Below are 23,066 nucleotides of genomic sequence, written 5' to 3' on the forward strand. Positions count from 1 at the left end.
GCTTCACCACCGCTTGTCGAAGCCCGATCGCTGAAATTCCCGCCTAGGGCGCGAGTTTGGTCACCTTCTGGCCGGGTTCGCTGGTGAAGACGAACCCGGACACGCCTTCCTTGGCGAGGCTGTTGACGAACGCCTGCGCCGCCTCGGTGGTCTTGAACGGGCCGGTCAGCACCCGGTTGGTGGCGCGCAGCGGCGTCCACCAGCCCAAATGCCCCTTGAACAAGGCGGGGGCCTTGGCGACCATCGCCTTCCACGCGCGCGGCAGCGTTTCTTCATTCGCACCGCCCGCCACCTGCACCCAGATGCGCTTGGGCTCGGCCTTGGCCGGATCGGGCTTCTTGGGTTCAGGCTTTTTGGGCTCAGGCTTCTTCGGTTCCGGCTTTTTCGGCTCGGGTTTTTTGGGCTCGGGTTTGCGCGGCTCGGGCTTCTTCGCCTCGGCCTCGGCAGTCGGCTCCGGCTTTGGCTTCGCATGCACCGGCACCGCTACCTGCGCGGCAGGCACCACTTCCTCGTTCGGGCGATTGACTGCGTCGAGTTCGCTGGCGGGAATGGTGATGCCCGCGATGATCGACGCAAGATGCGCATCTTCGCGGCCGACGCGGACCGGCGCGCTCGGGCGAGGCGCAGCGGCGACGGGTGCGGGTTGCACCACCGGCGCGGTTGCCGCCACCACCACGGGGGCCGGCGCGCTCTGTGGCACAGGCAGCGGAGCGGCCACAACCTGCGTTGCCGCCGGCACCACCGTATTCCGCTCCGGCGGCGGCGGCGCGGCGGCAACCAGAGCGGGGGCACGCGGCGCAACCGGCTCCGGCGCGGGCGAACGCGCGGCCGGGGGAGCGACCGCCGGCGCTGCCACCGGTGCCGCGCGGTGCCGCCCGCGGGCCTCGCGCTCGCTGCCGCGCGTCGGTGCCGTGCTGTGAGGCGCCGCCTGCGCGACCTGCACCGGTCGCTGCGCGGGAACATAGGGCGGCAAGGCAGGCGCCAGCCGCGCGTCGGCCAGCCGCGCCTGGGTGGGCGACAATTCGCCGAAATGCACTGCAAAGGCACGATCAGCCGGCGACAAGGTCTGCAGCCGTCGGAAAAAGGGCAGCATGTCCTTGCCCATCGATCCGGGCATCACCGTCGCCGCAATTTTCTCGGCACCGGCAAGATCGCCATTCATCGCCAGGACGAAGGCGCGCGCGCGCCATGCCGCGCGGTCCTGCGCGCGAAGCAGCGGATCGAGCTGGCGCGCAGATTCCTCGACATCGCCGCTGATGCCCAGTGACAGCGCATAGCGGCGGATCACTTCCTCGTCGCGCCGCTGCGACAGCGCGAGCCGATAGTCGCGCTGGGCCAGCAAGGGTTGGCCGATCAGGTCATAGGCGAAGCCGCGATCCGCGGCATATTCGCGGGGATCGACGCCGCGCGCCTCGGCCTGGCCGAACAGCCGCAGCGCCTCGCCGGGCCGTTCCATGCGCACCAGCACCGATGCGCGTCCGTTCAGAATGCGCGGATTGGACGGGTCGACACTCTCAGCGCGCTGGAAAAATGCAAGCGCGCCTGCGGTGTCCCCCAGCCGGTTGGAAAGCTGGCCCGCCGCAAGCAGCGCGTCGATGTCGCGCGGATTTTCGGCAAGGACGCGGATCTGCGTCGCCAGCGCATCGGCATCGGGGTTGATTTGCTGGACGATTTCCGTCTGAGCGACGGCCGGCCCTGCGGCCAGGGAAAAAGCGGATGCGGCGGCGCCGAGCGCCAAAAATCGAATCGGGGTCATGCAGGTCCAGTTTTGCGCACTGCGGCGCTGAACCACCAATGCACCGCCGCCGGGTGTTCGCCAAAGCGAGACACCCGGTCGACGAACCTGTTACTGATTATTCTGGCTGCGCAGGAACCGCGGGATGTCCAGCGGATCCTTGTCGTCATCGTCGCCGCTCTTGGCGCCGCGCGAAGCAGCCATCCGTTCGAACAACGTGCCGCCGGTGCGGCCCCGCGGGCGCGACTCCGGCTCTTCATCGGCACCCGTCAGCCAGCGGCGACGCCCTGCCGGCGCCTCGGGCGCGGGCGCGGCGGCCGGCGCAGGCGCCGGTTCGGGCATGATCGTGTCGGTGCCGAGCAGCAGTTCGTCACCGCCCAGATCAGCTTCCGGTTCGGGTGCATGCAGAACCGGCTCGGGCTCCGGCGCGAGAACAGGTTCCTCGATCGGCGCGATCGCGACCGGCTCGGGCTCGGGCAGCGGCGCGGCCGGGGCAGCGGGTGCCACGGGATCGGCCGCCGTGCGGCGCGGCGTCGCGAAGGAGAAGACGCGCGGCTGTTCGATCGGCGTCGCGCGATTCTCTGCGGTCGCGTCGATGCCGGTGGCGACCACCGACACGCGAATGCGGCCTTCCAGCTCGGGATTGAACGCCGAACCCCAGATGATGTTGGCATCGGGATCGACCAGCTCGCGGATGTGATTCGCCGCTTCGTCAACTTCGAGCAGGCGCATATCTTCGCCGCCGGTGATCGAGACAATCACGCCCTTGGCGCCGTTCATCGAAACGCCGTCGAGCAGCGGGTTGGCGATCGCCTTCTGGGCAGCGATCAGCGCGCGGTCGTCACCTTCCGCTTCGCCGGTGCCCATCATCGCCTTGCCCATTTCCTGCATCACCGAACGCACGTCGGCGAAGTCCAGGTTGATGAGGCCGGGCATGACCATCAGGTCGGTGATGCCGCGCACGCCCTGCTGCAGCACCTCGTCCGCCATTTCGAACGCTTCCTTGAAGGTCGTGTTCGCATTGGCGATCAGGAACAGGTTCTGGTTCGGGATGACGATCAGCGTATCAACGTACTTCTGCAGCTCGTCGATGCCGGCTTCAGCCGATTGCGAGCGGCGCTTGCCTTCAAAGGCGAACGGCTTGGTCACCACGCCCACGGTCAGGATGCCCATGTCGCGCGCCGCCTTGGCGATTACCGGCGCCGCGCCAGTGCCGGTGCCGCCGCCCATGCCGGCCGCAATGAAGCACATATGCGCGCCTTCCAGCGCCTTCTGCACCTGCTCGATCGTCTCTTCGGCAGCAGCGCGGCCGATTTCGGGACGCGAGCCTGCACCGAGACCCTGGGTGATTTTGGCACCGAGCTGAATGCGCTGCGGGGCGCTCGATTGCTTCAGCGCCTGCGCGTCGGTGTTCGCGACCAGAAATTCCACACCCTGCACCTCGGCGCGGATCATGTTGGCGATGGCGTTGCCGCCTGCGCCGCCAACGCCGATCACGGTGATCTTGGGCGTCAGTTCGTCCACGTCGGGCGGAAGGAAGTCGATACTCATTCTAAATTCTCCCGTGGCGACGCGACCGCGGCGACGCGCCCCCCTTCTTCAAACCTTATCTGCACGAACCAAGGCCACGACTCTAGCCAAAAGCAACCGGGCAGACGCATTTCTTTAATAATTCGCCCGAAACGCTGCCATCAACCGCTGCATCAGCGCGCCGGCGCTGGCCTTCATCACCATCTGGTGACGACTCGGCTCCAGCGCGCGCAGGTCGATGGGGTCTGCGGCAGCGAAGCGTGCGAGACCGGCGAGCGTCGAAAAGGCCGGGCCGCTATGCGCATTCGGCAACGCGACCAGGCCCTTGGGCTTGCCGACACGCACCGCAGCACCCAGCGCCTGCTGGGCATAATCCGCGATTCCCGCCAGTTCGGCGCCACCACCGGTCAGCACAATCTGGCGACCGACCGGCTCGTGAAAGCCCAGCTTCTTCAGCTCTTTCTGGATTTCGCCGACCAGCCGCTCCAGTCGCTGACGGATCACCGTGTTCAGCGCGGCGCGGGTGATGCGCGGACCGTCGGTGCCCTCTTCGGGCGCGATCGGCACGACTTCGATCATCTCGTGATTGTCGCGCGGGCTGAGATTCGCCGAGCCGTGGAAGCATTTGGTCCGCTCCGCCCAGGCGCGCGGCGTGCCAAAAGCCGAAGCGATATCATCGGTAATGTCGGCCGACCCCATCGAAATCGACGCCAGCCCAGCCAGCACGCCCTGCACGAACACCGACACGTTGGTGACCGCCGCGCCGATTTCGACCAGCGCCACCCCCAGTTCGCGCTCCTCGTCGGTCAGACAGGCAAGTCCGGTCGCAACCGGTGCCGCGATGATCGAGCGCACTTCCAGATGCGCCGAGCGTACGCAAAGGTCGAGATTGCGCACCGGCGACCCGTCGGTCGACACGACATGGATATCGACGCCCAGCCGATCGGCATGCAGCCCCAGCGGCCGCTTCACGCCCGACAGGCCATCGACCGTGTAGCGGGTCGGCTGGGCGTGGAGCACCATCTTGCCTTGCGGATCGATCGCTTCGCGCCCCGCCTTGAGCAGTTCGTCGATGTCCGCCTGCTCGACGCGGTGGCCGCCCAGATCAGCTTCCAGTTTGACGACGCTGGAGACCAGACCGCCTGCGGAGAAGCTGACCCACACATCCTCGATGTTGAAGCCGGCAATCCGCTCCGCCTGTTCCACGGCCTCACGGATGGCGATTTCGGTGGCGTGCATGTCGGCGACATAGCCGCGCTTGACGCCGCGGCTCTCGCGCTGGCCGGTGCCGAGCACGATGAGTTCGCCGTCATCGCCGCGCTGCGCGATCAGCGCCGATACCTTAGACGATCCAACATCCAGGGCGGTGATCAGTCCTTCCGGTGCAACCTTGGCCATTTCCCTGCCCCTCTTTACCCCTGTGTTCCCGCTGCCGTCGCCGCGCCGCTTTCGGGCACTGGCGATGGCGCGGGCGACGCTGCCGGCACGGGCGTTCCCACCACGCCCTGACGCCGTACTACCAACTTGCTCGGATCGCGCATGTCAAACCCCAGATAGCCCTTGCCGAGCAACCGGTCACGCGCGTCGATATTCACGAATTTCTTCAGCGCCGCTGCCGCTTCATCGTCGCCTTCGGGCAATTGCAGCTTCTCGCCTGAATTGAACACGATGTCCCAGCGGCGATTTCCCACCCAGGTCGCCGCCTTGACGAGCGGCTTCAGCGCCGGCTGCGTCTCCAGCAGTCGCTTGCGCGCAGGCTCCTGCGTGTTCGCGCCATCGCCGATCAGCAGCGGAAGGTCCGGCATGGCATCCGGCGAGACCGGTTCCAGCGGCACGCCGGTCGGGTCGATCAGCATCAACTGCCCGTGGTTCTGCCAAACCGCCGCCGGCTGGCGCTCGACGATGTAGATATGCAGCGTATTGGGCAGCCGCCGCGACACGCGCGCGTCCTGCACCCAGGGGAATTTCAGCAGCCGCTGGCGCACATCGGCCAGATTGACCAGCGGCATCGCCCGCGAATCCTGATCGAGCACCTGCTCATAGACGGTCGCGCGGTCCATCCGTTTCAGGCCGTCGATCTGGATCTCGTCGACCTTCAGCCCGGCATCGCCCACCGCCTGGGCAAAGCCGACGCCGATCATCTGGGGAATGCCGGCCATGGTTGCGAGCACCAGCACCCCGGCGCCCACCGTACCGACGATGCTCCAGGTGACGATACGGTGCAGCGTCGCCGGGCTGAACGGCAGGCCCGCCATTGCCTGATCGAGCACGCTCGACCGCTTTGCCCGCCGCGCATTGCCGCCGCGCGGCTTCGGCTTGGCGCCGCGCCGGCTAGTCGTACGCTGTTGCTGGACGGGCCTGCGGCTCACAATGCCTCCTCGACGATACGCTGCACCAGCGTAGCATAGTCGATGCCCAGATGGCGCGCCTGTTCGGGCACCAGGCTCAGCGGCGTCATGCCGGGCTGGGTATTCACCTCGAGCAGGAACAGGCCGTCGACGCCCTGCGTATCATCCCAGCGGAAATCGGCGCGCGAGGCACCCTTGCAGCCGAGCAGCCGGTGGGCATCGAGCGCGATCTGCTTGCACGCCTCGGCGATCTCGTCCGGGATTTGCGCCGGAAAGACATGCTCGGTCAGGCCGTCGGTATATTTGGCGTCATAGTCGTAGAAGCCGCTCTTGGGCTTCAACTCGGTCACGCCCAATGCCTGATCGCCGAGCACGGCGGTGGTCAGCTCGCGCCCACGAATGAACGGCTCGGCGAGCAGTTCGTCGAACTCCTGCCAGGGGCCGCGCGCATCCGGGCTGATCGGGTTGCCGTAATTGCCTTCGTCCGTGACGATCGCCACGCCGACCGACGAGCCTTCGTTCACCGGCTTCAGGACGTAGGGGCGCGGCAGCGGATCGTGCCGGTACAGCTCCTCGCGCGACACCATCCGCCCGCCGGGCATCGGGATGCCGTGCGGCACCAGCGCCTGCTTGGTCAGTTGCTTGTCGATCGCGATGACCGAGGTGACCATACCGCTATGGGTGTAGCGGATGCCCATCAGGTCGAGCATGCCCTGCACGCTGCCATCCTCGCCCGGCGTGCCGTGGAGTGCGTTGAACACCACGTCCGGCTTCGCCTCGGCGAGGCGTGCGGCGACGTCGCGGCCCATGTCGATCCGGGTGACGCGGTGGCCGAGGCTCTCCAGCGCATCCGCGACGCCGTTGCCCGACATCAGCGAGACCTCGCGCTCGGCCGACCAGCCGCCCATCAGCACGGCAATGTGGAGGGGGGTCACCACCGGGTTCCTTCCAGACCGACACATTTCGGCGCCTGCGCTCCCCTCCCGCTTGCGGGAGGGGTCGGGGGAGGGAATGACGTGGAAGGAGCGCGGAGGCGGCACAGCCCCTCCCCTGGCCCCTCCCGCAAGCGGGAGGGGAACGCAGACGGCTGCGTGCGGAACCTTGCAGACGTCATCACTTCGCCACTCCCACGCGCTGAATCTCCCACTCCAGTTCCACGCCCGACTGCGCCTTCACCCGCGCGCGGACGTCCTCGCCCAGCGCCTCGATGTCGGCGCTGGTGGCTTCCCCCAGATTGAGGAGGAAGTTGCAATGCTTCTCGCTCACCTGCGCATCGCCGCGACGCAGGCCCCGGCAGCCGGCCGCATCGACCAGCGCCCAGGCCTTGTGGCCCTCCGGATTCTTGAAGGTCGAGCCGCCGGTCTTCGATCGCAGCGGCTGCGATTCCTCGCGCGCGGCGGCGATGCGGTCCATCTCGACCTGGATGTCTTCGGGCGCCTTGGGGAAGCCGCGAAAGGTGGCGCTCACCACGATCGCGCCCTCGGGCAGGCTGCTGTGGCGATAGGTGTAGCCGAGATCGGCATTGGCCAGCACCCGTCGCTCGCCCGAGCGCAGCACGACTTCGCATTCGACCAGTATGTCGCAGGTCTCGCGGCCATAGGCGCCGCCGTTCATCCGCACGAAGCCGCCCACGGTCCCGGGGATCGAGCGCAGGAACTCGACACCGCCGATGCCCCAGTCGCGCGCCCTGGACGAAACGAGGATGCCCGACGCCCCCCCGCCGCAACGCAGGGTGGTTTCGTCGACCTGCTCGACTGCAGCGAACGCCTTGCCGAGGCGGATCACCACGCCCGGCACTCCGCCGTCGCGCACGATCATGTTCGAGCCGAGCCCCAGCCCCATTACCGGCGTGGCGGGATCGAGCGCGGCGAGGAACGCGGCAAGATCATCGGTATCGGCAGGCTCGAACAGCCACTCCGCCGCGCCGCCACTCTTGAACCAGACGAGCGGCGCCAGCGGGGCGTCGGGGGTGAGTTTGCCGCGCGTTTCAGGCAAGTTCATAGCCCCTCCCCTTCAGGGGAGGGGTTGGAGTGGGGCAGTGTCTCACAGAGACCAACTTCTGGTCTGGAATCCCTCCACCCCCAAACCCCTCCTCCCAGGAGGAGGGGCTTAAGAAAAGAAACGACGCGCAGGCTCACGCATCCCCCCGCGCAGCCGCAATGGCAGGCGCCAATCCCGCCGCCCATTTGGTTATATCGCCGGCCCCCAGGCACACGACCATGTCGCCTTCGCGCACGACACCGGCCAGTGACTGTGCCAGCGCCGTCGCGTCGGCCGTCGATGCCACCGCCCGGTGACCGCGCCGCGAGATATTCTCGACCAGCGCATCGGCATGCACGCCCTCGATCGGCGCCTCGCCCGCCGGGTAGACCGGCGCGACATAGACCATGTCGGCGTCGTTGAACGCCTGGGCGAACTCGTCCATCAGATTGCCGAGGCGGGTATAGCGATGCGGCTGCACCACCGCGATCACCCGGCCGCGCGTGCTTTCGCGCGCCGCCGCCAGCACCGCGCGGATTTCCACCGGGTGGTGACCATAATCGTCGATCACCGCCGCGCCCGCGACGTCACCGACCTTGGTGAAGCGCCGCTTGACGCCGCCGAACTTCGCAAAGCCCTGCTGGATCGTCGCGTCGGGAATCCCCAGCTCCAGCGCCACGCCGATCGCGGCGAGCGCGTTCTGCACATTGTGGCGGCCGGGCATCGGCAGCTCGATATTCTCGATCGAGCGGGTCGTGCCGTCGCGGTTGCGGATGATCGCCTCGAAGCGATTGCCCCCGGCATGCGGCGTCACGTTCACCCCGCGCACATCGGCGCTGGCAGCGAAGCCATAGGTGACAATCCGCCGGTCGCGCACGCGCGGGATGATCGCCTGCACTTCCGGATGGTCGAGGCACAGCAATGCCGCGCCATAGAAGGGCACATTCTCGACAAACTCGACGAACGCCGCCTTCACCTTTTCGAACGAGCCGTAGTGATCGAGATGCTCGGGATCGATATTGGTGACGATCGCATAGGTGCCGTCGAGCCGCAGGAAGCTGCCGTCGCTCTCGTCCGCTTCCACGACCATCCAGTCGCTGTCGCCCAGCCGGGCGTTCGAGCCATATTGGTTGATGATGCCGCCGTTGATGACGGTGGGGTCCACGCCCCCCGCATCGAGCAGCGCCGCGACCATCGAGGTCGTCGTAGTCTTGCCGTGCGTGCCGGCCACCGCCACCGTCGATTTCAACCGCATCAGTTCGGCGAGCATCTCCGCCCGGCGCACCACCGGGATGCGGCGCTGATAGGCGGCCTCGACTTCTGGGTTGGTCCGCACGATCGCGGTGGAGACCACCACTACCGCGGCGTCGCCCAGATTGTCCGCGTCATGGCCGATGGCCACCGGAATGCCGCGGTCGCGCAGGCCCTGCACCACATAGCTGTCCGCGACGTCCGAACCCTGCACCTTGTAGCCGAGATTGTGCATCACCTCGGCAATGCCCGACATGCCGATGCCGCCGATGCCGACGAAGTGAATGGTCCCGATGTCGGTGGCGACGCCCTTCATGCGTAAGCTGGCCTTCCCTGGAGTACGGTGCGGCGCAGCCCGGCGGGGGCCTGCGGCGCGTGGATCGATTCGACGAGATCGGCGAGGTCGCTGGCCGCATTGGGCCGACCGCAACCGCGCGCGCGGGCGGCGGCATTTTCCAGCGCCTGCGGCTCAAGGCCCAGCTTCTGCATCTGCTTGGCCAGTTCGGTCGCGGTGAAGCTGCGCTGCGGGATCGTCCGCGCGCCACCGGCGGCGGTGATCTCGCGCGCATTGGCGGTCTGGTGATCGTCGGTGGCGGTGGGCAGCGGCACCAGGATCGCGGGGCGCCCGGCGGCGGTCAGCTCCGAGATGGTCGAGGCCCCTGCCCGCGCGATCACCAGATGCGCCCAGGCCAGCCGCTCGGGCAGGTCGGGCAGATAGGTGGCGATCTCCGCCGGGATTTCGTGCGCCGCATATTTGGCGCGGACCGCATCGACATCCTCGACGCGCGCCTGGTGCGTCACCTGCAGCCGGCGGCGGAAATGCACCGGCAGCAGCGCGAGCCCGTCGGGCACCACCTGGCTGAGGATCGAGGCGCCCTGGCTGCCGCCGGTCACCAGCACGCGGAAGATGCCGTCTTCCTCCAGGATCGGATAGGGCCGGCTGCGCAGCGCCAGCACCGCCTCGCGCACCGGATTGCCGACGAGATGCGTCTTGGCCTCCCAGCCGGGCTTCATCCGCTCGGTCTGTTCATAGGAAGTTGCGATGGCATGGACGCGGCTTGCCACCAGCCGGTTCACACGGCCCAGCACCGCATTCTGTTCGTGGATAATCGTCGGGATGCCCGCGCGGAACGCGGCCACCAGCGCCGGGAAGGCAGGATAGCCGCCAAAGCCGATCACGGCCGAGGGCAGCATCTCGCGATAGAGCTTCAGCGCCATCGCCCGACCGGCCACCATCTTGCGCGCGGCCTTGACATAGCCGAGCAAACCGCCGCCCAGACGGCCGGCGGGAAGCACGTGCGTCTCGACATCCTCGAACAGGCCGGGGAAGCGCACGCCGCGATCGTCGCTGACCAGCGCGACATGATGGCCACGGGCGGCCAGCTCCGCCGCCAGCGCGGCTGCGGGCACCATATGCCCGCCGGTGCCACCGGCTGCGAGGACGTAACTGCGCGGTTCGGTCATGCTTTGCTCCAGCGGCCTGAATAGGGCGAGCGCTTCAGATACGGGTTTCGCCGCGTGAAAGCGAGCAGCAGGCCATAGCCGATCGAAAGCGCGATCATCGACGAGCCGCCATAGCTGATGAAGGGCAGCGTCATACCCTTGGAAGGCGCGATGCCGGTGTTCACCGCCATGTTGATCAGCGCCTGCACACCGAACTGCGCCGCCAGCCCCGCTGCCGCCAGCAGTCGGAAGGGGTCTTCCTCGTCCAGTAGTTTCATCAGCACACGGATAACAATGGCGAGGTAGAGCAACAGGATCACCGCACAGGCGATCAGCCCGAATTCCTCGCCGATCACCGCGAAGATATAGTCGGTATGCCCTTCCGGCAGCCGGAACTTGGCCTGGCCGCTGCCCGGCCCCGCGCCGAACAGTCCGCCAGCGGTCAGCGTGTCATGCGCCATTTCCACCTGATACCGGTCGGCGAGCGCCGCTTCCTTGGTCGGGAACAGGAAATTGTCGATGCGGGTGCGGGCGGTGCCATAGAAGATATAGGCGGTCACCACCCCGGCCACCGCGACCCCGCCCAGGCTGGCGATCGCCCCGGGCGAGATGCCCGAGATCATCAGCAGGATCACCCAGACGACGCCGAACACGATCGTCTGCCCGAAATCGGGCTGGAGCATCAGGAGCACGCCGATCAGCGCGGTCAGCACGCCGGTGACGATCATCACCGGCAATTGCGGATCCTTGGCCCGGAACGACAGTATCCAGGCCGTCGAAACGATGAACAGCGGCTTCAGGAATTCGGACGGTTGCAAGTCCGAAATGCCCATGTTGATCCAACGTTTGGCACCGTTCACTTCGTGCCCGACAAAGGGCAGCAGCGCCATCAGCACCAGAAAGAACACCGCCCCCGCCAGCGACAGCCGCCGCGCCAGCGTGGTCGGCAGCATCGACACGACGATCAGCACGGGCACACACACGCACACCCACATCAGCTGGCGCCAGAAATAATACATCGGCTGCATGATATGCGTCGCGTCGGAATAACGGCGCGCGGTCGCGGGCGACGCCGCCGCCACCGCCACCAGCCCGATCGCGATCAGCAGCATCGCAAGCAGCAGCAGCACGCGGTCGACTTCCCAGAACCACATGCCCGCGCGTGAGCGGCTGGCACGGTTCAATTGGCTGGGAATGCGCGGTAGGCCGCCCTTGATCTCACCCGCGTCTTCGGCCGCCCGGCTCACCCGAGCGCCTCCACGGCGGCGCGGAAAGTATCACCCCGCGCCTCGAAGTCGCGGAACTGGTCGAACGAGGCACAAGCCGGTGAGAGCAGTATCGTGTCGCCGGGCGCGGCCTGCGCCGCCGCCGCGCGCACTGCCATTTCCAGGGTTCCCGATTGGTCGACCGGCATTTCACCTTCGAGCAGCCGTGCGAACAGCGGCCCCGCCTCGCCGATCGTATAGGCGCGCACGACATGGCCGAAACCGGGACGGCACGCCTCCAGATTGTCCGTCTTGGCGACGCCGCCCAGAATCCAGTGGATGCGCGAAAATGCCGCCAGCGCCGGGGCGGTCGATTCCGGGTTGGTCGCCTTGCTGTCGTTGACGAAGGTGACGCCGTTTCGGGTTCCGACGCGCTCCATCCGGTGCGGCAGACCGGGGAAGGTCTCGAGTCCCTTGTCGATCGCCGCGCGGCCAATCCCGAGCGCCTCGCACGCGGCAATCGCGGCAAGCGCATTCTGGGCATTATGCGGCCCCTGCAGCGCCGGCCAGCGCGACTGGTCCATGCACACACCGGGCGCGATTTTGGTCAAGTCTTCGCTGCGGCCGGAAAGCGCCACGTCGCGCGCGATATTGGCAGAGGCTGCATCGGCGATACCGATGATCGCCGCATGACCCTTCGACTGCATCGCGAACAGCCGCGCCTTGGACGCTGCATAGCCTGCGAAGCCATCATAGCGATCGAGATGGTCCGGCGTGATGTTGAGCAGCACCGCAACGTCGCAGTCTAGACTGTGGGTCAGGTCGATCTGATAGCTCGACAGTTCGAGCACATAGATGCCGCCCGCGGGCAGCGGCGCCTGCCCCAGGATCGGCAGGCCGATATTGCCGCCGAGCCGCGTCGGAATGCCCGCCGTTTCGATGATGTGGTGGATCAGCGCGGTGGTGGTCGACTTGCCGTTGGTGCCGGTGATGCCGACCACGCGGTGTGCCGGCAGATCGGCGCGCGCCTGCGCGAACAGCTCGATGTCGCCGATCAGCGGCACGCCGGCCGCGCGGGCATGCGGCGCGATCGGGTGCCGGTTCAGCGGCACGCCAGGGGACACGACCATGCCGGCATAGCCGGTGAGATCGGATTCGAGGGGATCGGCAAGCACCAGCTCCCTCCCCCCTTCAGGGGAGAGGGGCGGGGAGAGGGGCATGTCGGAAGCGCCGTCGACAGGCCCCTCTCCCCGACCCTCTCCCCGCAAGCGGGGAGAGGGAGACAGAGCCTCCCGCGCCGCCTCGTTCGCGTCCCACGCCAGCACTTCCGCCCCGCTCGCCAGCAGCGCGCGCACGGCAGCGGCGCCCGAGCGTGCGAGCCCGAGTACCGCGAAGCGTTTGCCGCGCCAGGCGGGGCTGGTGATCACCGCAGCTTGAGCGTCGCCAGGCCGGCCAGCGCCAGCACGAAGGCGATGATCCAGAAGCGGATCACCACGGTCGGCTCCGACCAGCCAAGCTGTTCGAAATGATGGTGGATCGGCGCCATCTTGAACACGCGCTTGCCGGTGCGCTTGTAGAAGAACACCTGGATGATGACGCTCAGCGCCTCCATCACGAACAGGCCGCCGATGATGCCCAGCACCAGCTCATGGTGAGTGGTGACAGCAATGGTGCCGATCGCCCCGCCCAGCGCCAGGCTGCCGGTATCGCCCATGAACACGGCTGCGGGCGGCGCATTGAACCACAGAAAGGCGAGTCCCGCCCCGATCATCGCACCGCAGAAGATGGCGAGGTCGCCCGCGCCCGGCACGTGCGGAATGCCCAGATAGGTGGCGTAGATCTTGTTGCCGGCCAGATAGGCGATCAGCATGAACGCCATGCCTGCGATCACCACCGGCATCGTCGCCAGACCGTCGAGCCCGTCGGTCAGGTTCACGGCATTGCCGAACGCCACGATCGTGAAGGCGGCAAAGGCAATGTAGAAATAGCCGAGATTGGGGTGCACCCAGCTGAAGAAGGGCACGTAGAGCTGGGTATTGCCCTGCGCGAAGATGATGATGCCACTGGCAATGCCGGCGATGATGAACTCGCCCAGCAGCCGCACCTTGCCCGATACGCCGGCGGTCTTCTGCTTCCGCACCTTGTCGTAATCGTCAAGGAAACCGATCATGCCGAAGCCGAGCGTCACGAACATGCACGCCCACACAAAGGCGTTACGCAGATCCATCCAGATCAGCAGCGACAGCGTCAGGCTGGTCAGGATCATCAGCCCGCCCATCGTCGGCGTGCCGCGCTTGGCGAGGTGGCTCTGCGGCCCGTCGGTGCGGATCGGCTGGCCCTTGCCCTGTCGCAGCCGCAGCCAGCCGATGAATTTCGGCCCGATCAGCAGGCCGATCAGCAACGCCGTCGCCACCGCGCCGCCGGTGCGGAACGACAGATACCGGAAGAGATTCAGAACGCCGGGGAACCCCAGCTGCTCTGCGATCAGATAGAGCATGTTTGCCTTTCCGCCAGCGCCGCGACCAGGGCCGCCAATCCTACGCCGTTCGACCCTTTTATGAGCACCGCGTCCCCGGCGGCGAGCATGGACTCCAGCTCGGCCTTCGCAGATGCGGCATCGCGCACATGGACGAAATCGATCCGCCCCTCAAGCGCATGTGCAAGCGGCGCCATCGCATCGCCGACCAGAATGGCACGCGAGACGCCCGCCGCCACCACCGGATCGGCGAGTTCGGCATGGAGCGCGTCGGAATGCACGCCCAGTTCGCGCATCTCGCCCAGCACCGCCAGCTTGCGACCGGTTTCCTGCGCCAGCACCGCCAACGTGGCGCGCATCGAGGACGGGTTGGCATTATAGCTTTCGTCGATCACCAGCGCGCTGCCGTCGCCCACCGGCACGGTCAGCCGCGCGCCGCGCCCGGCAAGGCCGCCCATTTCGGCCATGGCGAGCCCGGCCAGTTCCAGATCGCCGCCGACCGCGTCGACCGCAGCCAGAATCGCCATCGCATTGGAAACCCAATGGTCACCCGGCTGGGACAAGGTGAAGCTCAGCTCGCGGTCACCGAAGCGGGCGAGCACATGATTGCCGCCGTTGCGCGCGCGAACAATGTCCATCGCCCGATAGTCCGCCCCCTCGCCCAGCCCGAAGGTGACGATCCGGGACGCATAGGGTCGCGCCGCCGCCAGCAACCGGTCGCGATGCGCGCTGTCCAACGGCACGATCGCGGTACCGCCCGGCTCCAGCCCCTGAAAGATTTCGCCCTTGGCGTCGGCGATCCCTTCGACGCTGTCGAAAAAGCCGAGATGCGCCGGCGCGATCGCGGTCACGATGGCGACATGCGGTCGCACGAGCCGCGTCAGCTGCGCCAGCTCGCCCGCATGGTTCATACCCATTTCCAACACGCCGAAGCGCGCCGCGCGCGGCATCCGGGCGAGGCTGAGCGGCACGCCGGTATGGTTGTTGTAGCTTTTCACCGAACGATGCGCGCAGCCAGGATCGATCCGGTCGAGCGCGGCGAACAGTGCCTCTTTGGTGCCGGTCTTGCCCACGGAGCCCGTGACGCCGATGATTTTCGCCGCCGACCGCGCCCGCGATGCCGCGCCGAGCGCGTTGAGCGCGGCCATGGTGTCGGGAACCAGCACATGCGGATGCGCCGTCGGCTCGGATACCACCGCGCCGGCCGCGCCCTGTGCAAAGGCCTGATCGAGGAAGCGATGCCCGTCGGTGCTCTCGCCCTTCAGCGCGAGGAACAGGTCGCCGGGACCGACCTCACGGGAGTCGAAGGCGACCCCGGTAACGGCAAAGTCAGCCGAAGCGGTGCCGCCCGTCGCGGCGGCGATTTCGGCGGCGGTCCAGAGAATTCGGCTCATCGCTCCCCTCCCGCTTGCGGGAGGGGTCGGGGGAGGGGATGGAATGGCAAGAGAAAGGCACGCGCCATTGCCATGCCCTCCCCTAGCCCCTCCCGCAAGCGGGAGGGGAACTTCGATTCGCTCCCCCTCACGCCGCGCATTCTCGTGCCACGGTCACATCGTCGAACGGCAGCACCAGTTCGCCCACAATCTGTCCTTGTTCATGCCCCTTGCCGGCGACCAGCACGATGTCCTGCGGGCCAGCCATCTGCACCGCCGCGCGGATCGCTTCGCGGCGGTCGCCGATCTCGGTGGCGCCGGGCGCCCCCTTCAGGATTTCGGCGCGGATCGCCGCCGGATCCTCGGTGCGCGGATTGTCGTCGGTCACGATCGCCACATCGGCACCCGCCGCCGCAACCTGCCCCATCAGCTCGCGCTTGCCTGCGTCGCGATCCCCGCCCGCGCCGAACACCAGGATCAGCCGCCCATCGGTATGCGGCTTGAGCGCCGCGATCGCCGCCTCCAGCGCGTCGGGGGTGTGGGCATAATCGACATAGACCGGCGCGCCCCCCGCCGTAATCACCGCGCGTTCCAGCCGCCCGCGCACCGGCTGCAACCGCGCCAGATTGGCGAGCGTCGCAGCGACATCGCCGCCGGTCGCAATCACCAGCCCGGCTGCAGTCAGCGCATTGGCTGCCTGATAGGCACCGATCAGCGGGAGCATTACCTTGTGCGTTTTGCCCTCGGCCTCGATTTCGAGCGCCTGTCCGAGCAGCGAGGGGGTGCGCCCAGCAAGCCGCAGCGTCTTGCCATGCTCCCCCACAGTGATCAGCCGGTTCCCGCGCATCCGCGCGAGTTCCTCGACCTGCGGCGCATAGGGATCATCGGCCCACACCACCGCCGTGCCGTCCATATCGAGCACATCGGCGAAGAGCCGCATCTTCGCGCAGAAATAGGCCGCCATGTCGCCATGGTAATCGAGGTGATCGCGGCTGAGATTGGTGAACGCCGCCGCGCGTACCGGCAGCCCCTCCGTCCGATACTGCGACAGGCCGTGCGAAGAGGCCTCGAACGCGACATGGCTAACGCCCTCGCGCGCCAGGCCGGCGACGTTCGACAGAAAGGTTACGATATCGGGCGTGGTCAGTCCGGTCGAAACGCGCTCGTCCGCCGTTGTAACGCCCAGCGTGCCGATAGATGCCGCATGGAAGCCCGCCATGCGCCAGAGCTGGCGTGTCATCTCGACGGTCGAGGTCTTGCCGTTGGTACCGGTGACTGCTGCCGTCACCGGCGGAAACGGCGCGAAGAACTGCGCCGCCAGCCGGGCGAAGCGCTCGCGCGGATTGGCATCGGCGATATGCACCGCGCCTTCCACCTTTGCTTCGGGCCGCGCGACGACGGCAATTGCACCCGCCTGCACGGCGGCGGGAATGAAATCCTCGCCGTTCACGCGCGCGCCTTCGAACGCGCCGAAAATCGTACCCGGCGCGACCTTGCGGTGATCAATGGCAAAGCCGGTGACGATCGCGCCTTCGTCACCGCCGGTCAGGGTTCCCAGCTTCATTCGGTGCCAGCCCCCGGCTCGGGCGACGCGGCGAGCAGCGGCAGCAGTTCGCTCTCGTCGATATCGCGGGCATTGTCGGGGGCGATCCCCATGATCGCACCGGTGCGCGCAATCACGCGCGAGACGACAGGTGCCACTGTCCACGCGGCAGTGGTTCGGGGGGTATGGGCGTTCGCCTTGGGTGAGTCGAGCATCGCAACCACCACATAGCGCGGTGCGTCGATCGGGAAAGCCGCCGCGAAGGTGGAGACGTTGCGATGCTTGTCATAGCCGCCTTCGCTCGCCGCCTCGGCCGTGCCGGTCTTGCCCGCGACGCGGTAGCCGGGCGCCTCGCCCTTGCGGCCGGTACCCTTGAGCACGATCAGGCGCAGCAGCTGCCGCATGCGGAAGCTGGTCGATTCCTGGATCACGCGCTTGCCAGCCGGAGGGTGCGCCGGGTCCACTTTCATCAGCGTCGCCGGGCGCCAGATGCCGCCGTTCACCAGTGCAGCATAGGCGTTGGCTAGGTGCAGCGGCGTGACGGCGATGCCGTGGCCATAGGCCGTGGTCATCACGGTAATGCGCCCCCAGCTGCTCGGCCAGAGCGGCCGCACTGCGCGGATCTGAATGTCCGGCCGCTGGTCGAAACCGAGACGACGGAACATGTCCTGAATCTTCGCCGCGCCGAGTTCGTCGGCGATCCGGGCGGTGGCGATGTTCGACGAATAGATCAGCGTTTCCGGGATGTTGAGCCAGCGAAACTGCTCGTCGCCCGGATCGTCATGGATGGTGAACCGGCCGATCTTCATCGGCTCGGTCGCGTCGAACCGCCGCGACATGGAAGTGATGGTGCCGGAATCGATCGCGGCAGCGACGGCGATCGGCTTGAAGGTCGATCCCAGCTCGTACACGCTCTGCGTCACGTTGTTGCGCGGCGGGGGACCGTCGAGCGCATTGGGGTTGAAGCTGGGCAGCGACGTCATCGCCACCACTTCGCCGGTCTGCGCATCCAGCACGATGCCGGCGGCGCCGCGCGCCTGCAGATCGGCCATCGCATGGCCCAGCTCGCTCTCAAGCGCCGCCTGCACGCGGGAATCTATTGACAACGTCACCGGCTGGCCGCGCCGTGCGGGATCGCTCAGTTGCGCATCGAGCACTTTTTCCATGCCCGCCACGCCGTGTCCGTTGCCGTCGAGATAGCCGAGCACATGCGCTGCCATCTCCGACTGGGGATAGAGCCGCTCCGTCTCGCGCTGGAACTCGATCGCCGGCTCGCCCAGCGCGTTCATGGCGTTGACCAGTTCAGGCAGCGCCCGGCGCTTCAGAAAGGCAAAGCTGCTGCCCGAGTTGAGCAGCGCATAATATTGGCTGGCGCTGCGTTCCGGGATCAGTTCGGCGAGCTTCTGGGCAAGCTGGCCCTTGTCACCGATCACCTGGTTGGGATGAATCGCGATCGTCCATGCATCGATGCTGCGGGCAAGCGGCGTCCCGTTGCGATCGACGATGTCGCCGCGCGCGGGAACCAGCGCGGCACTCAGGTCGCGCGCGGCCGCCGGTCCGGCCGAAAGCGCCAGAAACCCGAGCTTAAGCATGATGCCAAGGGTTGCCGCACCGAAGAGCAGCGCAAGGATCATCAGGCGCAGTTGCGCCACGGCGACCATCGCCTGCCGGGCACCGCCCGAGGCGCGGGTGCGCGCCGGCGGGGCAACGACAACCGTCAACGCAGGGCCAGTTGCTCGCGCTGGGCGACGCGGCGCAGATCGTCGATCGTCGAGGCGCTGAGCACCGGCCGGTCGGCCATTGCCAGCTTCGAACGCGCAACCTTATGCATCAGCCCCTGGAGTTCCTTGCCCTGCCCGTCATCCGCCGAAGCAACATGACGAGCCGGCGCAGCAGCCCCCTGCCCGTTCGTGACATTCTGGGCCACCACCGGTGCGACAGCATGCACCGGAGATGCGCCAGCCGGAATCACCAGCGCGGCGGTTTCGACCTTTACGCCCTCTGCCTGCTGATGGTCGAGCGCGGCCAGACCGCTGACACTCGCCAGATATTGCTGCGGCGCAGGGGCGTTCATCGCCAGAACATCGCCGTTCCAGCGCTCGATCTGGGCGAGGTTGGCGCGCGTGTCGAATTCGGTCTCCAGCCCGCGAATATCGCGGCGTGCCTGGATGATGGCCGTTTCGACGGCCTTCAGACGCGCCCGCTCGGCCGCCCCGTGCGAGGTGACCATGTAGCAGGCCGGCGCCACGATCACGCCGCAAATGAACCAGCCAAGTCCCTTGAAGCCATGTACCGCCATCACGCCACTCCTTCACTCGGCCACGGCGCCGCGGCTGTCCGCCGCGCAACACGCAGCGTCGCAGACCGGGCGCGCGGGTTACGCGCCACTTCCTCCTCGCCCGGGCGCACGGCCTTGGCGGGAGCTTCAAAACTCGGTTCCGCCCGCGGGCCAACCGCAGGGCGATGGCGCGAACCGGCAGGCTCGCCACCGCTGCGTTCGCGCAGGAAGCGCTTGACCAGCCGGTCCTCCAGGCTGTGGAACGTCACCACCGCCAGCCGGCCGCCCGGCTTCAACAGCCGCTCGGCCGCGGCCAGCCCTTCGGCCAGCTCGTCCAGCTCGCGGTTGATGTGGATGCGCACCGCCTGGAAGGTGCGGGTTGCAGGATCCTTCTTGTCATGCGGGCGATAGCCCAGCGCCTTGCGAACCACCGCCGCCAGCTCGCCGGTGCGTGTCAGCGGGCGCGCCGCGACGATCGCCTTCGCCACCCGACGCGCACGCGGTTCCTCGCCATAGTGGAACAGCACATCGGCGATCTCGCCTTCGTCGGCGCTGTTCAACCAGTCCGCCGCGCTCTCCCCGTCAGCCGCCATCCGCATGTCGAGCGGCCCATCCTGCTGAAACGAGAAGCCGCGCTCAGCCTGATCGAGTTGCATCGACGAAACACCGATATCCATCGTCACGCCATCAACCGGCGCAAGCGCACGCGCTTCCAGTTCCTGCGCCATCCGGCTGAACGGCGCCTCGACCAGTTCCAGCCGACCCGCCGCCTCCGCCACCAGCGCCTGGCCGCCGGCAATCGCCGTAGGATCGCGGTCGAACGCCACGACCGCCGCCCCTTTGCCCAGCATGGCGCGCGTATAGCCACCTGCCCCGAACGTCGCGTCGACATGCCGCTCGCCAGGCACAATGGCGAGCGCATCGATCACTTCGTCGCGCAGCACGGGAATGTGCGGGGCGTCGCTCACAGCTTCACCCCCTTCGACTGCATCAGGAACTCGCAGATTTCCTTCAGGCCCGGATCCGCCTCGGGATCGGCCAGCAGCACCTCGGGCGCCCAGATGTCGAACGTGTCGGCATTGCCCACGAAGAAGGCGAACTTGCCGATCTTCGCCTTGGCGCGAAAGAAGGGCGGAATCACGAAGCGGCCGCTATCGTCGAACGGCGCGCGCTCGACCTGACCAAAGGCACGACGCTTGGCGCGCCCGTCGGGCTGATCGCCGCGGTCGATTGCCTGCTGCTCCTGCCGGTCGATCCGCTCGTACTTCTCCTTGGACCAGCCAAGGTCATGCGCAGAGAGGCATGCATCGAAGCCGTGCAGGCCCACGACGATCTGACGCACTTCGGAATTGCGCTCAACTGCAGCGCGCAGGTCTGAGGGTATGGCGACGCGACCTTTCTGGTCGACCGCCTGGAGCGCAAATCCTTCGAAGAGCTCCCTGTCCGCCACACCCAACCCCGAGCCGGACACACCCCTCCCGCCACCGGAATCGCGGTCACCCGCGCCAGTTTTGAAGCTGAAACAGAGAGAAAGGGTGTGCCCCCCTTTAACGCATTCTTTTAAGCACAATTGATCCCGGGAAGCAACGGGAAGTTAGGGGATAGAACGGGATTTTGCCCCACTTAGCCCCAAACACAACGTATAATCTCAATATGATCTCTATTTGTTCTATATATGATTTCCGGCCGAAGCGGCGCTGCGGCAGCATTTAGGTGCATTTCCTGAGCTGGTGGGGGCTTTTCCCCGAAAATCCCGGCGACGCCCGCACGCGGTGGGGCCGCGGCCCACGCGGGCCCGCGGCGGCTGTGCGTTAACGACTTTGGTTAGGCGGCTTCCGGTGCGCTTCGCAGCGCTGGCGGATCAGCGTGGACGGGCGCCTTTGCTTCCCGAATTTTGCCCGGCCGCAGCCGGCGCAGTCGCATCCGTCCCGGGCGCAACGCCCAGTTCGGCAAGCGGTTCGTCCTTGCTCTTGTCGATGCTGGTATTGGCGGCACCGGAAAGGTTGGCGACGACCGACTGGTTGGCCGCGCCGACAGCCGACACGGCCTCCTCCCGGTTCGCGGAGGAGTAGACAACCGAGAAGATGCCGATGACCATCACGACAACCGCCAGGCCGGTCACACCGACCTGCACGCGCTGCATCGCCTGGCCACGATCCTGATGCGATCCGATTTTGGTCACTGTGGCATAAATGTAACGCGCAAGCCCCCGCTTGTCGAGGGTGTGCTCAATCGCGCGCCATCCAGGCGGGAACGGGGAGCCCCTTTTCCCTGAGCCATGCAGGGTTGTAGAGCGTCGAGAGGTAGCGAAAGCCGGTGTCGCACAGGATTGTCGCGATCCGCTTTCCCGGCCCCAGCATCCGCGCCAGGCGCACCGCCCCCGCAACGTTGATGCCGGACGAAAGACCGAGGCAAAGCCCCTCCTCCGCCAGCAACCGCCGCACCCACTCCAGCCCCTCTTCGTCGCTGATGCGGAACTGGGTGTCGATCGGCGCCCCCTCCAGATTGCCGGTGATGCGGCCCTGGCCGATGCCTTCAGCAACCGACGAGCCTTCGGCGCGCAATTCGCCGCACGCATAATATTCATATAGCGCGGCACCATGCGGGTCGCTGAGCGCGATAGTGACGTTTTCGTCCTTCGCCTTGAGGCCCAATCCGACCCCCGCGATGGTGCCACCGGTGCCGGCCGCGCAGGTAAAACCGTCGATCCGGCCTTCCATCTGCTCCCATATCTCTTCAGCCGTACCGCAGATATGCGCGCGACGATTGGCGATATTGTCGAACTGGTTTGCCCAGATTGCGTTCGGCGTTTCCTCGGCGATCCGGCGGCTGGTGTGCACGAAATGCCCAGGATTGGCGTAGGGCGCGGCCGGTACCAGCACGAGCTCGGCCCCCAGCGCGCGCAGCGTATCCATCTTCTCGCGCGACTGCGTCTCCGGCATCACGATGATCGTGCGATAGCCCTTGGCATTGGCGACCAGCGCGAGACCGATGCCGGTATTGCCCGCCGTGCCCTCAACGATCGTGCCGCCGGGCGCTAGCGTGCCCTGCTCTTCAGCATCCTTGACGATATACAGCGCCGCGCGATCCTTCACCGAGGCGCCGGGGTTGGCGAATTCGCACTTGGCGAAGATGTCGCAACCGGTCGCCTCGCTGGGGCCCTTCAGGCGCACGAGCGGGGTGTTGCCGATCAGCGCGAGGCTGTCCTTGGTACCATGCATGTGCGCCAGATAGGCATTGGGGGCCGTCCCGCGCAAGCAACGCTTGATAGCCGCCGGGAAAGCGCGGCTTCGCCTTTGCGAAAACTTTATGCGCCGGCCTTGTTTCCCCTCTCGAAGCTTAACGCTGTCACGCCCTAAATCCCGCCCATGAGCCGCGCCGATGCGCGGCATGATGAGGCTCCGCATGATTCCCGGCCACTATTTCAGCACGCTGTTGCATCGTACCGCCGAACGCGCCGATCGACCCGCCACTTCCCTGCCCCAGAGCCGGATCGTGCAGGCGCTGGTCGACTGGCGCACCCATGGGCATCGGTCGATCCGTATCCTCGATCTGGCCTGCGGTGACGGCCGGCAGTTGATGGAGACGCTGCGGCACGCGCGCAAACTCGGCTTCGTGTCGATCGAGGGGCGCGGTGTCGATGTCGCACCGCGCCTGATCCGCCACGCCCGGCGAGCGGCCGCGATGCTGGAGCACCCCAGCACCGAACTGGTGTTCGAACTGGCGGAGCCGATCGGCGCGCTGGCCGCCGAACACGACGGGGCGGCCGACCTGATCCTGCTCGGGGAGGCATTGCCCTACCCCGCCAGCCCGCTACGCCGCGCGCTCGACCGGGTTTGCGCCGGGACGATCCTTGCCCTGTAGCTCGAAGCGCCGTCCCCGAGGAAACCCGCCGCTCCGCTCG

20 protein-coding genes are annotated in these 23,066 nt (G+C 67.1%); 1 reads left to right on the forward strand and 19 read right to left on the reverse strand.

Annotated features, from left to right (window positions below):
* Nucleotides 1–43 precede the first annotated feature (43 nt).
* From ACT53K_RS08255 to ACT53K_RS08345, 19 genes are all read right to left on the reverse strand, one after another.
* Nucleotides 44–1,756, reverse strand: a complete 1,713-nt coding sequence (locus ACT53K_RS08255; protein ID WP_476228119.1) for a tetratricopeptide repeat protein — start codon at nucleotides 1,754–1,756, stop codon at nucleotides 44–46.
* Between the two features lie 90 nt (nucleotides 1,757–1,846).
* Nucleotides 1,847–3,286, reverse strand: a complete 1,440-nt coding sequence (gene ftsZ / locus ACT53K_RS08260) for a cell division protein FtsZ (protein WP_476228120.1) — start codon at nucleotides 3,284–3,286, stop codon at nucleotides 1,847–1,849.
* 114 nt (nucleotides 3,287–3,400) lie between these two features.
* The gene (gene ftsA, locus ACT53K_RS08265; RefSeq protein WP_476228121.1) at nucleotides 3,401–4,663 is read right to left on the reverse strand and encodes a cell division protein FtsA; all 1,263 of its coding nucleotides are present in this window, start codon (nucleotides 4,661–4,663) and stop codon (nucleotides 3,401–3,403) included.
* A 14-nt stretch (nucleotides 4,664–4,677) separates the two neighbouring features.
* Nucleotides 4,678–5,634 (reverse strand): cell division protein FtsQ/DivIB, encoded by a 957-nt coding sequence (locus ACT53K_RS08270; RefSeq protein ID WP_476228122.1) that lies wholly within the window; start codon nucleotides 5,632–5,634, stop codon nucleotides 4,678–4,680.
* The gene (locus ACT53K_RS08275) at nucleotides 5,631–6,575 is read right to left on the reverse strand and encodes a D-alanine--D-alanine ligase (protein ID WP_476228123.1); all 945 of its coding nucleotides are present in this window, start codon (nucleotides 6,573–6,575) and stop codon (nucleotides 5,631–5,633) included. Before ACT53K_RS08275 ends, ACT53K_RS08270 begins: the two co-directional genes overlap by 4 nt.
* Before the next feature lie 151 nt (nucleotides 6,576–6,726).
* Nucleotides 6,727–7,614 carry a UDP-N-acetylmuramate dehydrogenase gene (murB, locus tag ACT53K_RS08280; protein ID WP_476228124.1) on the reverse strand — a complete coding sequence of 296 codons (888 nt, stop codon included), beginning with the start codon at nucleotides 7,612–7,614 and terminating at the stop codon, nucleotides 6,727–6,729.
* Between the two features lie 133 nt (nucleotides 7,615–7,747).
* Nucleotides 7,748–9,160 carry a UDP-N-acetylmuramate--L-alanine ligase gene (gene murC, locus ACT53K_RS08285; RefSeq protein WP_476228125.1) on the reverse strand — a complete coding sequence of 471 codons (1,413 nt, stop codon included), beginning with the start codon at nucleotides 9,158–9,160 and terminating at the stop codon, nucleotides 7,748–7,750.
* Entirely contained in the window at nucleotides 9,157–10,308 is a 1,152-nt protein-coding gene (gene murG, locus ACT53K_RS08290; protein ID WP_476228126.1) for an undecaprenyldiphospho-muramoylpentapeptide beta-N-acetylglucosaminyltransferase, read from the reverse strand. The genes murC and murG overlap by 4 nt, the downstream gene beginning before the upstream one ends.
* Nucleotides 10,305–11,441 carry an FtsW/RodA/SpoVE family cell cycle protein gene (locus ACT53K_RS08295; RefSeq protein ID WP_476228360.1) on the reverse strand — a complete coding sequence of 379 codons (1,137 nt, stop codon included), beginning with the start codon at nucleotides 11,439–11,441 and terminating at the stop codon, nucleotides 10,305–10,307. Before ACT53K_RS08295 ends, murG begins: the two co-directional genes overlap by 4 nt.
* An 89-nt stretch (nucleotides 11,442–11,530) precedes the next feature.
* The gene (gene murD, locus ACT53K_RS08300) at nucleotides 11,531–12,919 is read right to left on the reverse strand and encodes a UDP-N-acetylmuramoyl-L-alanine--D-glutamate ligase (RefSeq protein ID WP_476228127.1); all 1,389 of its coding nucleotides are present in this window, start codon (nucleotides 12,917–12,919) and stop codon (nucleotides 11,531–11,533) included.
* The gene (gene mraY / locus ACT53K_RS08305) at nucleotides 12,916–13,989 is read right to left on the reverse strand and encodes a phospho-N-acetylmuramoyl-pentapeptide-transferase (RefSeq protein WP_476228128.1); all 1,074 of its coding nucleotides are present in this window, start codon (nucleotides 13,987–13,989) and stop codon (nucleotides 12,916–12,918) included. The genes murD and mraY overlap by 4 nt, the downstream gene beginning before the upstream one ends.
* Nucleotides 13,977–15,362: a UDP-N-acetylmuramoyl-tripeptide--D-alanyl-D-alanine ligase gene (locus ACT53K_RS08310; RefSeq protein ID WP_476228129.1), complete on the reverse strand. Its 1,386-nt coding sequence runs from the start codon at nucleotides 15,360–15,362 to the stop codon at nucleotides 13,977–13,979. Before ACT53K_RS08310 ends, mraY begins: the two co-directional genes overlap by 13 nt.
* A gap of 127 nt (nucleotides 15,363–15,489) precedes the next feature.
* Nucleotides 15,490–16,905, reverse strand: a complete 1,416-nt coding sequence (locus ACT53K_RS08315; RefSeq protein ID WP_476228130.1) for a UDP-N-acetylmuramoyl-L-alanyl-D-glutamate--2,6-diaminopimelate ligase — start codon at nucleotides 16,903–16,905, stop codon at nucleotides 15,490–15,492.
* A complete protein-coding gene (locus ACT53K_RS08320) occupies nucleotides 16,902–18,605 on the reverse strand; it encodes a peptidoglycan D,D-transpeptidase FtsI family protein (protein WP_476228131.1) in 1,704 nt (567 codons plus the stop codon). The genes ACT53K_RS08315 and ACT53K_RS08320 overlap by 4 nt, the downstream gene beginning before the upstream one ends.
* Nucleotides 18,602–19,183 carry a hypothetical protein gene (locus ACT53K_RS08325; protein ID WP_476228132.1) on the reverse strand — a complete coding sequence of 194 codons (582 nt, stop codon included), beginning with the start codon at nucleotides 19,181–19,183 and terminating at the stop codon, nucleotides 18,602–18,604. Before ACT53K_RS08325 ends, ACT53K_RS08320 begins: the two co-directional genes overlap by 4 nt.
* Nucleotides 19,183–20,130: a 16S rRNA (cytosine(1402)-N(4))-methyltransferase RsmH gene (rsmH, locus tag ACT53K_RS08330; RefSeq protein ID WP_476228133.1), complete on the reverse strand. Its 948-nt coding sequence runs from the start codon at nucleotides 20,128–20,130 to the stop codon at nucleotides 19,183–19,185. The genes ACT53K_RS08325 and rsmH overlap by 1 nt, the downstream gene beginning before the upstream one ends.
* Nucleotides 20,127–20,612, reverse strand: a complete 486-nt coding sequence (locus ACT53K_RS08335) for a division/cell wall cluster transcriptional repressor MraZ (protein ID WP_476228134.1) — start codon at nucleotides 20,610–20,612, stop codon at nucleotides 20,127–20,129. Before ACT53K_RS08335 ends, rsmH begins: the two co-directional genes overlap by 4 nt.
* 411 nt (nucleotides 20,613–21,023) lie before the next feature.
* Nucleotides 21,024–21,344 (reverse strand): hypothetical protein, encoded by a 321-nt coding sequence (locus tag ACT53K_RS08340; protein WP_476228135.1) that lies wholly within the window; start codon nucleotides 21,342–21,344, stop codon nucleotides 21,024–21,026.
* 46 nt (nucleotides 21,345–21,390) lie between these two features.
* Nucleotides 21,391–22,383, reverse strand: coding sequence for a cysteine synthase A (locus ACT53K_RS08345; protein ID WP_476228361.1), 993 nt, complete (start codon nucleotides 22,381–22,383; stop codon nucleotides 21,391–21,393).
* A gap of 184 nt (nucleotides 22,384–22,567) precedes the next feature.
* Between ACT53K_RS08345 and ACT53K_RS08350 the strand changes: the two genes are divergently transcribed.
* Complete coding sequence (locus tag ACT53K_RS08350) at nucleotides 22,568–23,026, forward strand: class I SAM-dependent methyltransferase (RefSeq protein ID WP_476228136.1); 459 nt, start codon at nucleotides 22,568–22,570, stop codon at nucleotides 23,024–23,026.
* The last annotated feature ends 40 nt before the right edge of the window (nucleotides 23,027–23,066 follow it).

The sequence above is a fragment of the Sphingomonas sp. DMC8 genome, from assembly GCF_056314185.1.

What these genes read in the sequence shown, in the direction of transcription:
- ACT53K_RS08255 (WP_476228119.1), bottom strand. Translation starts at nt 1,756, where the DNA reads ATGACCCCGATTCGATTTTTGGCGCTCGGCGCCGCCGCATCCGCTTTT.
- ftsZ (WP_476228120.1), bottom strand. Translation starts at nt 3,286, where the DNA reads ATGAGTATCGACTTCCTTCCGCCCGACGTGGACGAACTGACGCCCAAG.
- ftsA (WP_476228121.1), bottom strand. Translation starts at nt 4,663, where the DNA reads ATGGCCAAGGTTGCACCGGAAGGACTGATCACCGCCCTGGATGTTGGA.
- ACT53K_RS08275 (WP_476228123.1), bottom strand. Translation starts at nt 6,575, where the DNA reads ATGTGTCGGTCTGGAAGGAACCCGGTGGTGACCCCCCTCCACATTGCC.
- murB (WP_476228124.1), bottom strand. Translation starts at nt 7,614, where the DNA reads ATGAACTTGCCTGAAACGCGCGGCAAACTCACCCCCGACGCCCCGCTG.
- murC (WP_476228125.1), bottom strand. Translation starts at nt 9,160, where the DNA reads ATGAAGGGCGTCGCCACCGACATCGGGACCATTCACTTCGTCGGCATC.
- murG (WP_476228126.1), bottom strand. Translation starts at nt 10,308, where the DNA reads ATGACCGAACCGCGCAGTTACGTCCTCGCAGCCGGTGGCACCGGCGGG.
- ACT53K_RS08295 (WP_476228360.1), bottom strand. Translation starts at nt 11,441, where the DNA reads ATGTGGTTCTGGGAAGTCGACCGCGTGCTGCTGCTGCTTGCGATGCTG.
- mraY (WP_476228128.1), bottom strand. Translation starts at nt 13,989, where the DNA reads ATGCTCTATCTGATCGCAGAGCAGCTGGGGTTCCCCGGCGTTCTGAAT.
- ACT53K_RS08310 (WP_476228129.1), bottom strand. Translation starts at nt 15,362, where the DNA reads ATGAGCCGAATTCTCTGGACCGCCGCCGAAATCGCCGCCGCGACGGGC.
- ACT53K_RS08315 (WP_476228130.1), bottom strand. Translation starts at nt 16,905, where the DNA reads ATGAAGCTGGGAACCCTGACCGGCGGTGACGAAGGCGCGATCGTCACC.
- ACT53K_RS08325 (WP_476228132.1), bottom strand. Translation starts at nt 19,183, where the DNA reads ATGGCGGTACATGGCTTCAAGGGACTTGGCTGGTTCATTTGCGGCGTG.
- ACT53K_RS08345 (WP_476228361.1), bottom strand. Translation starts at nt 22,383, where the DNA reads ATGCATGGTACCAAGGACAGCCTCGCGCTGATCGGCAACACCCCGCTC.
- ACT53K_RS08350 (WP_476228136.1), top strand. Translation starts at nt 22,568, where the DNA reads ATGATTCCCGGCCACTATTTCAGCACGCTGTTGCATCGTACCGCCGAA.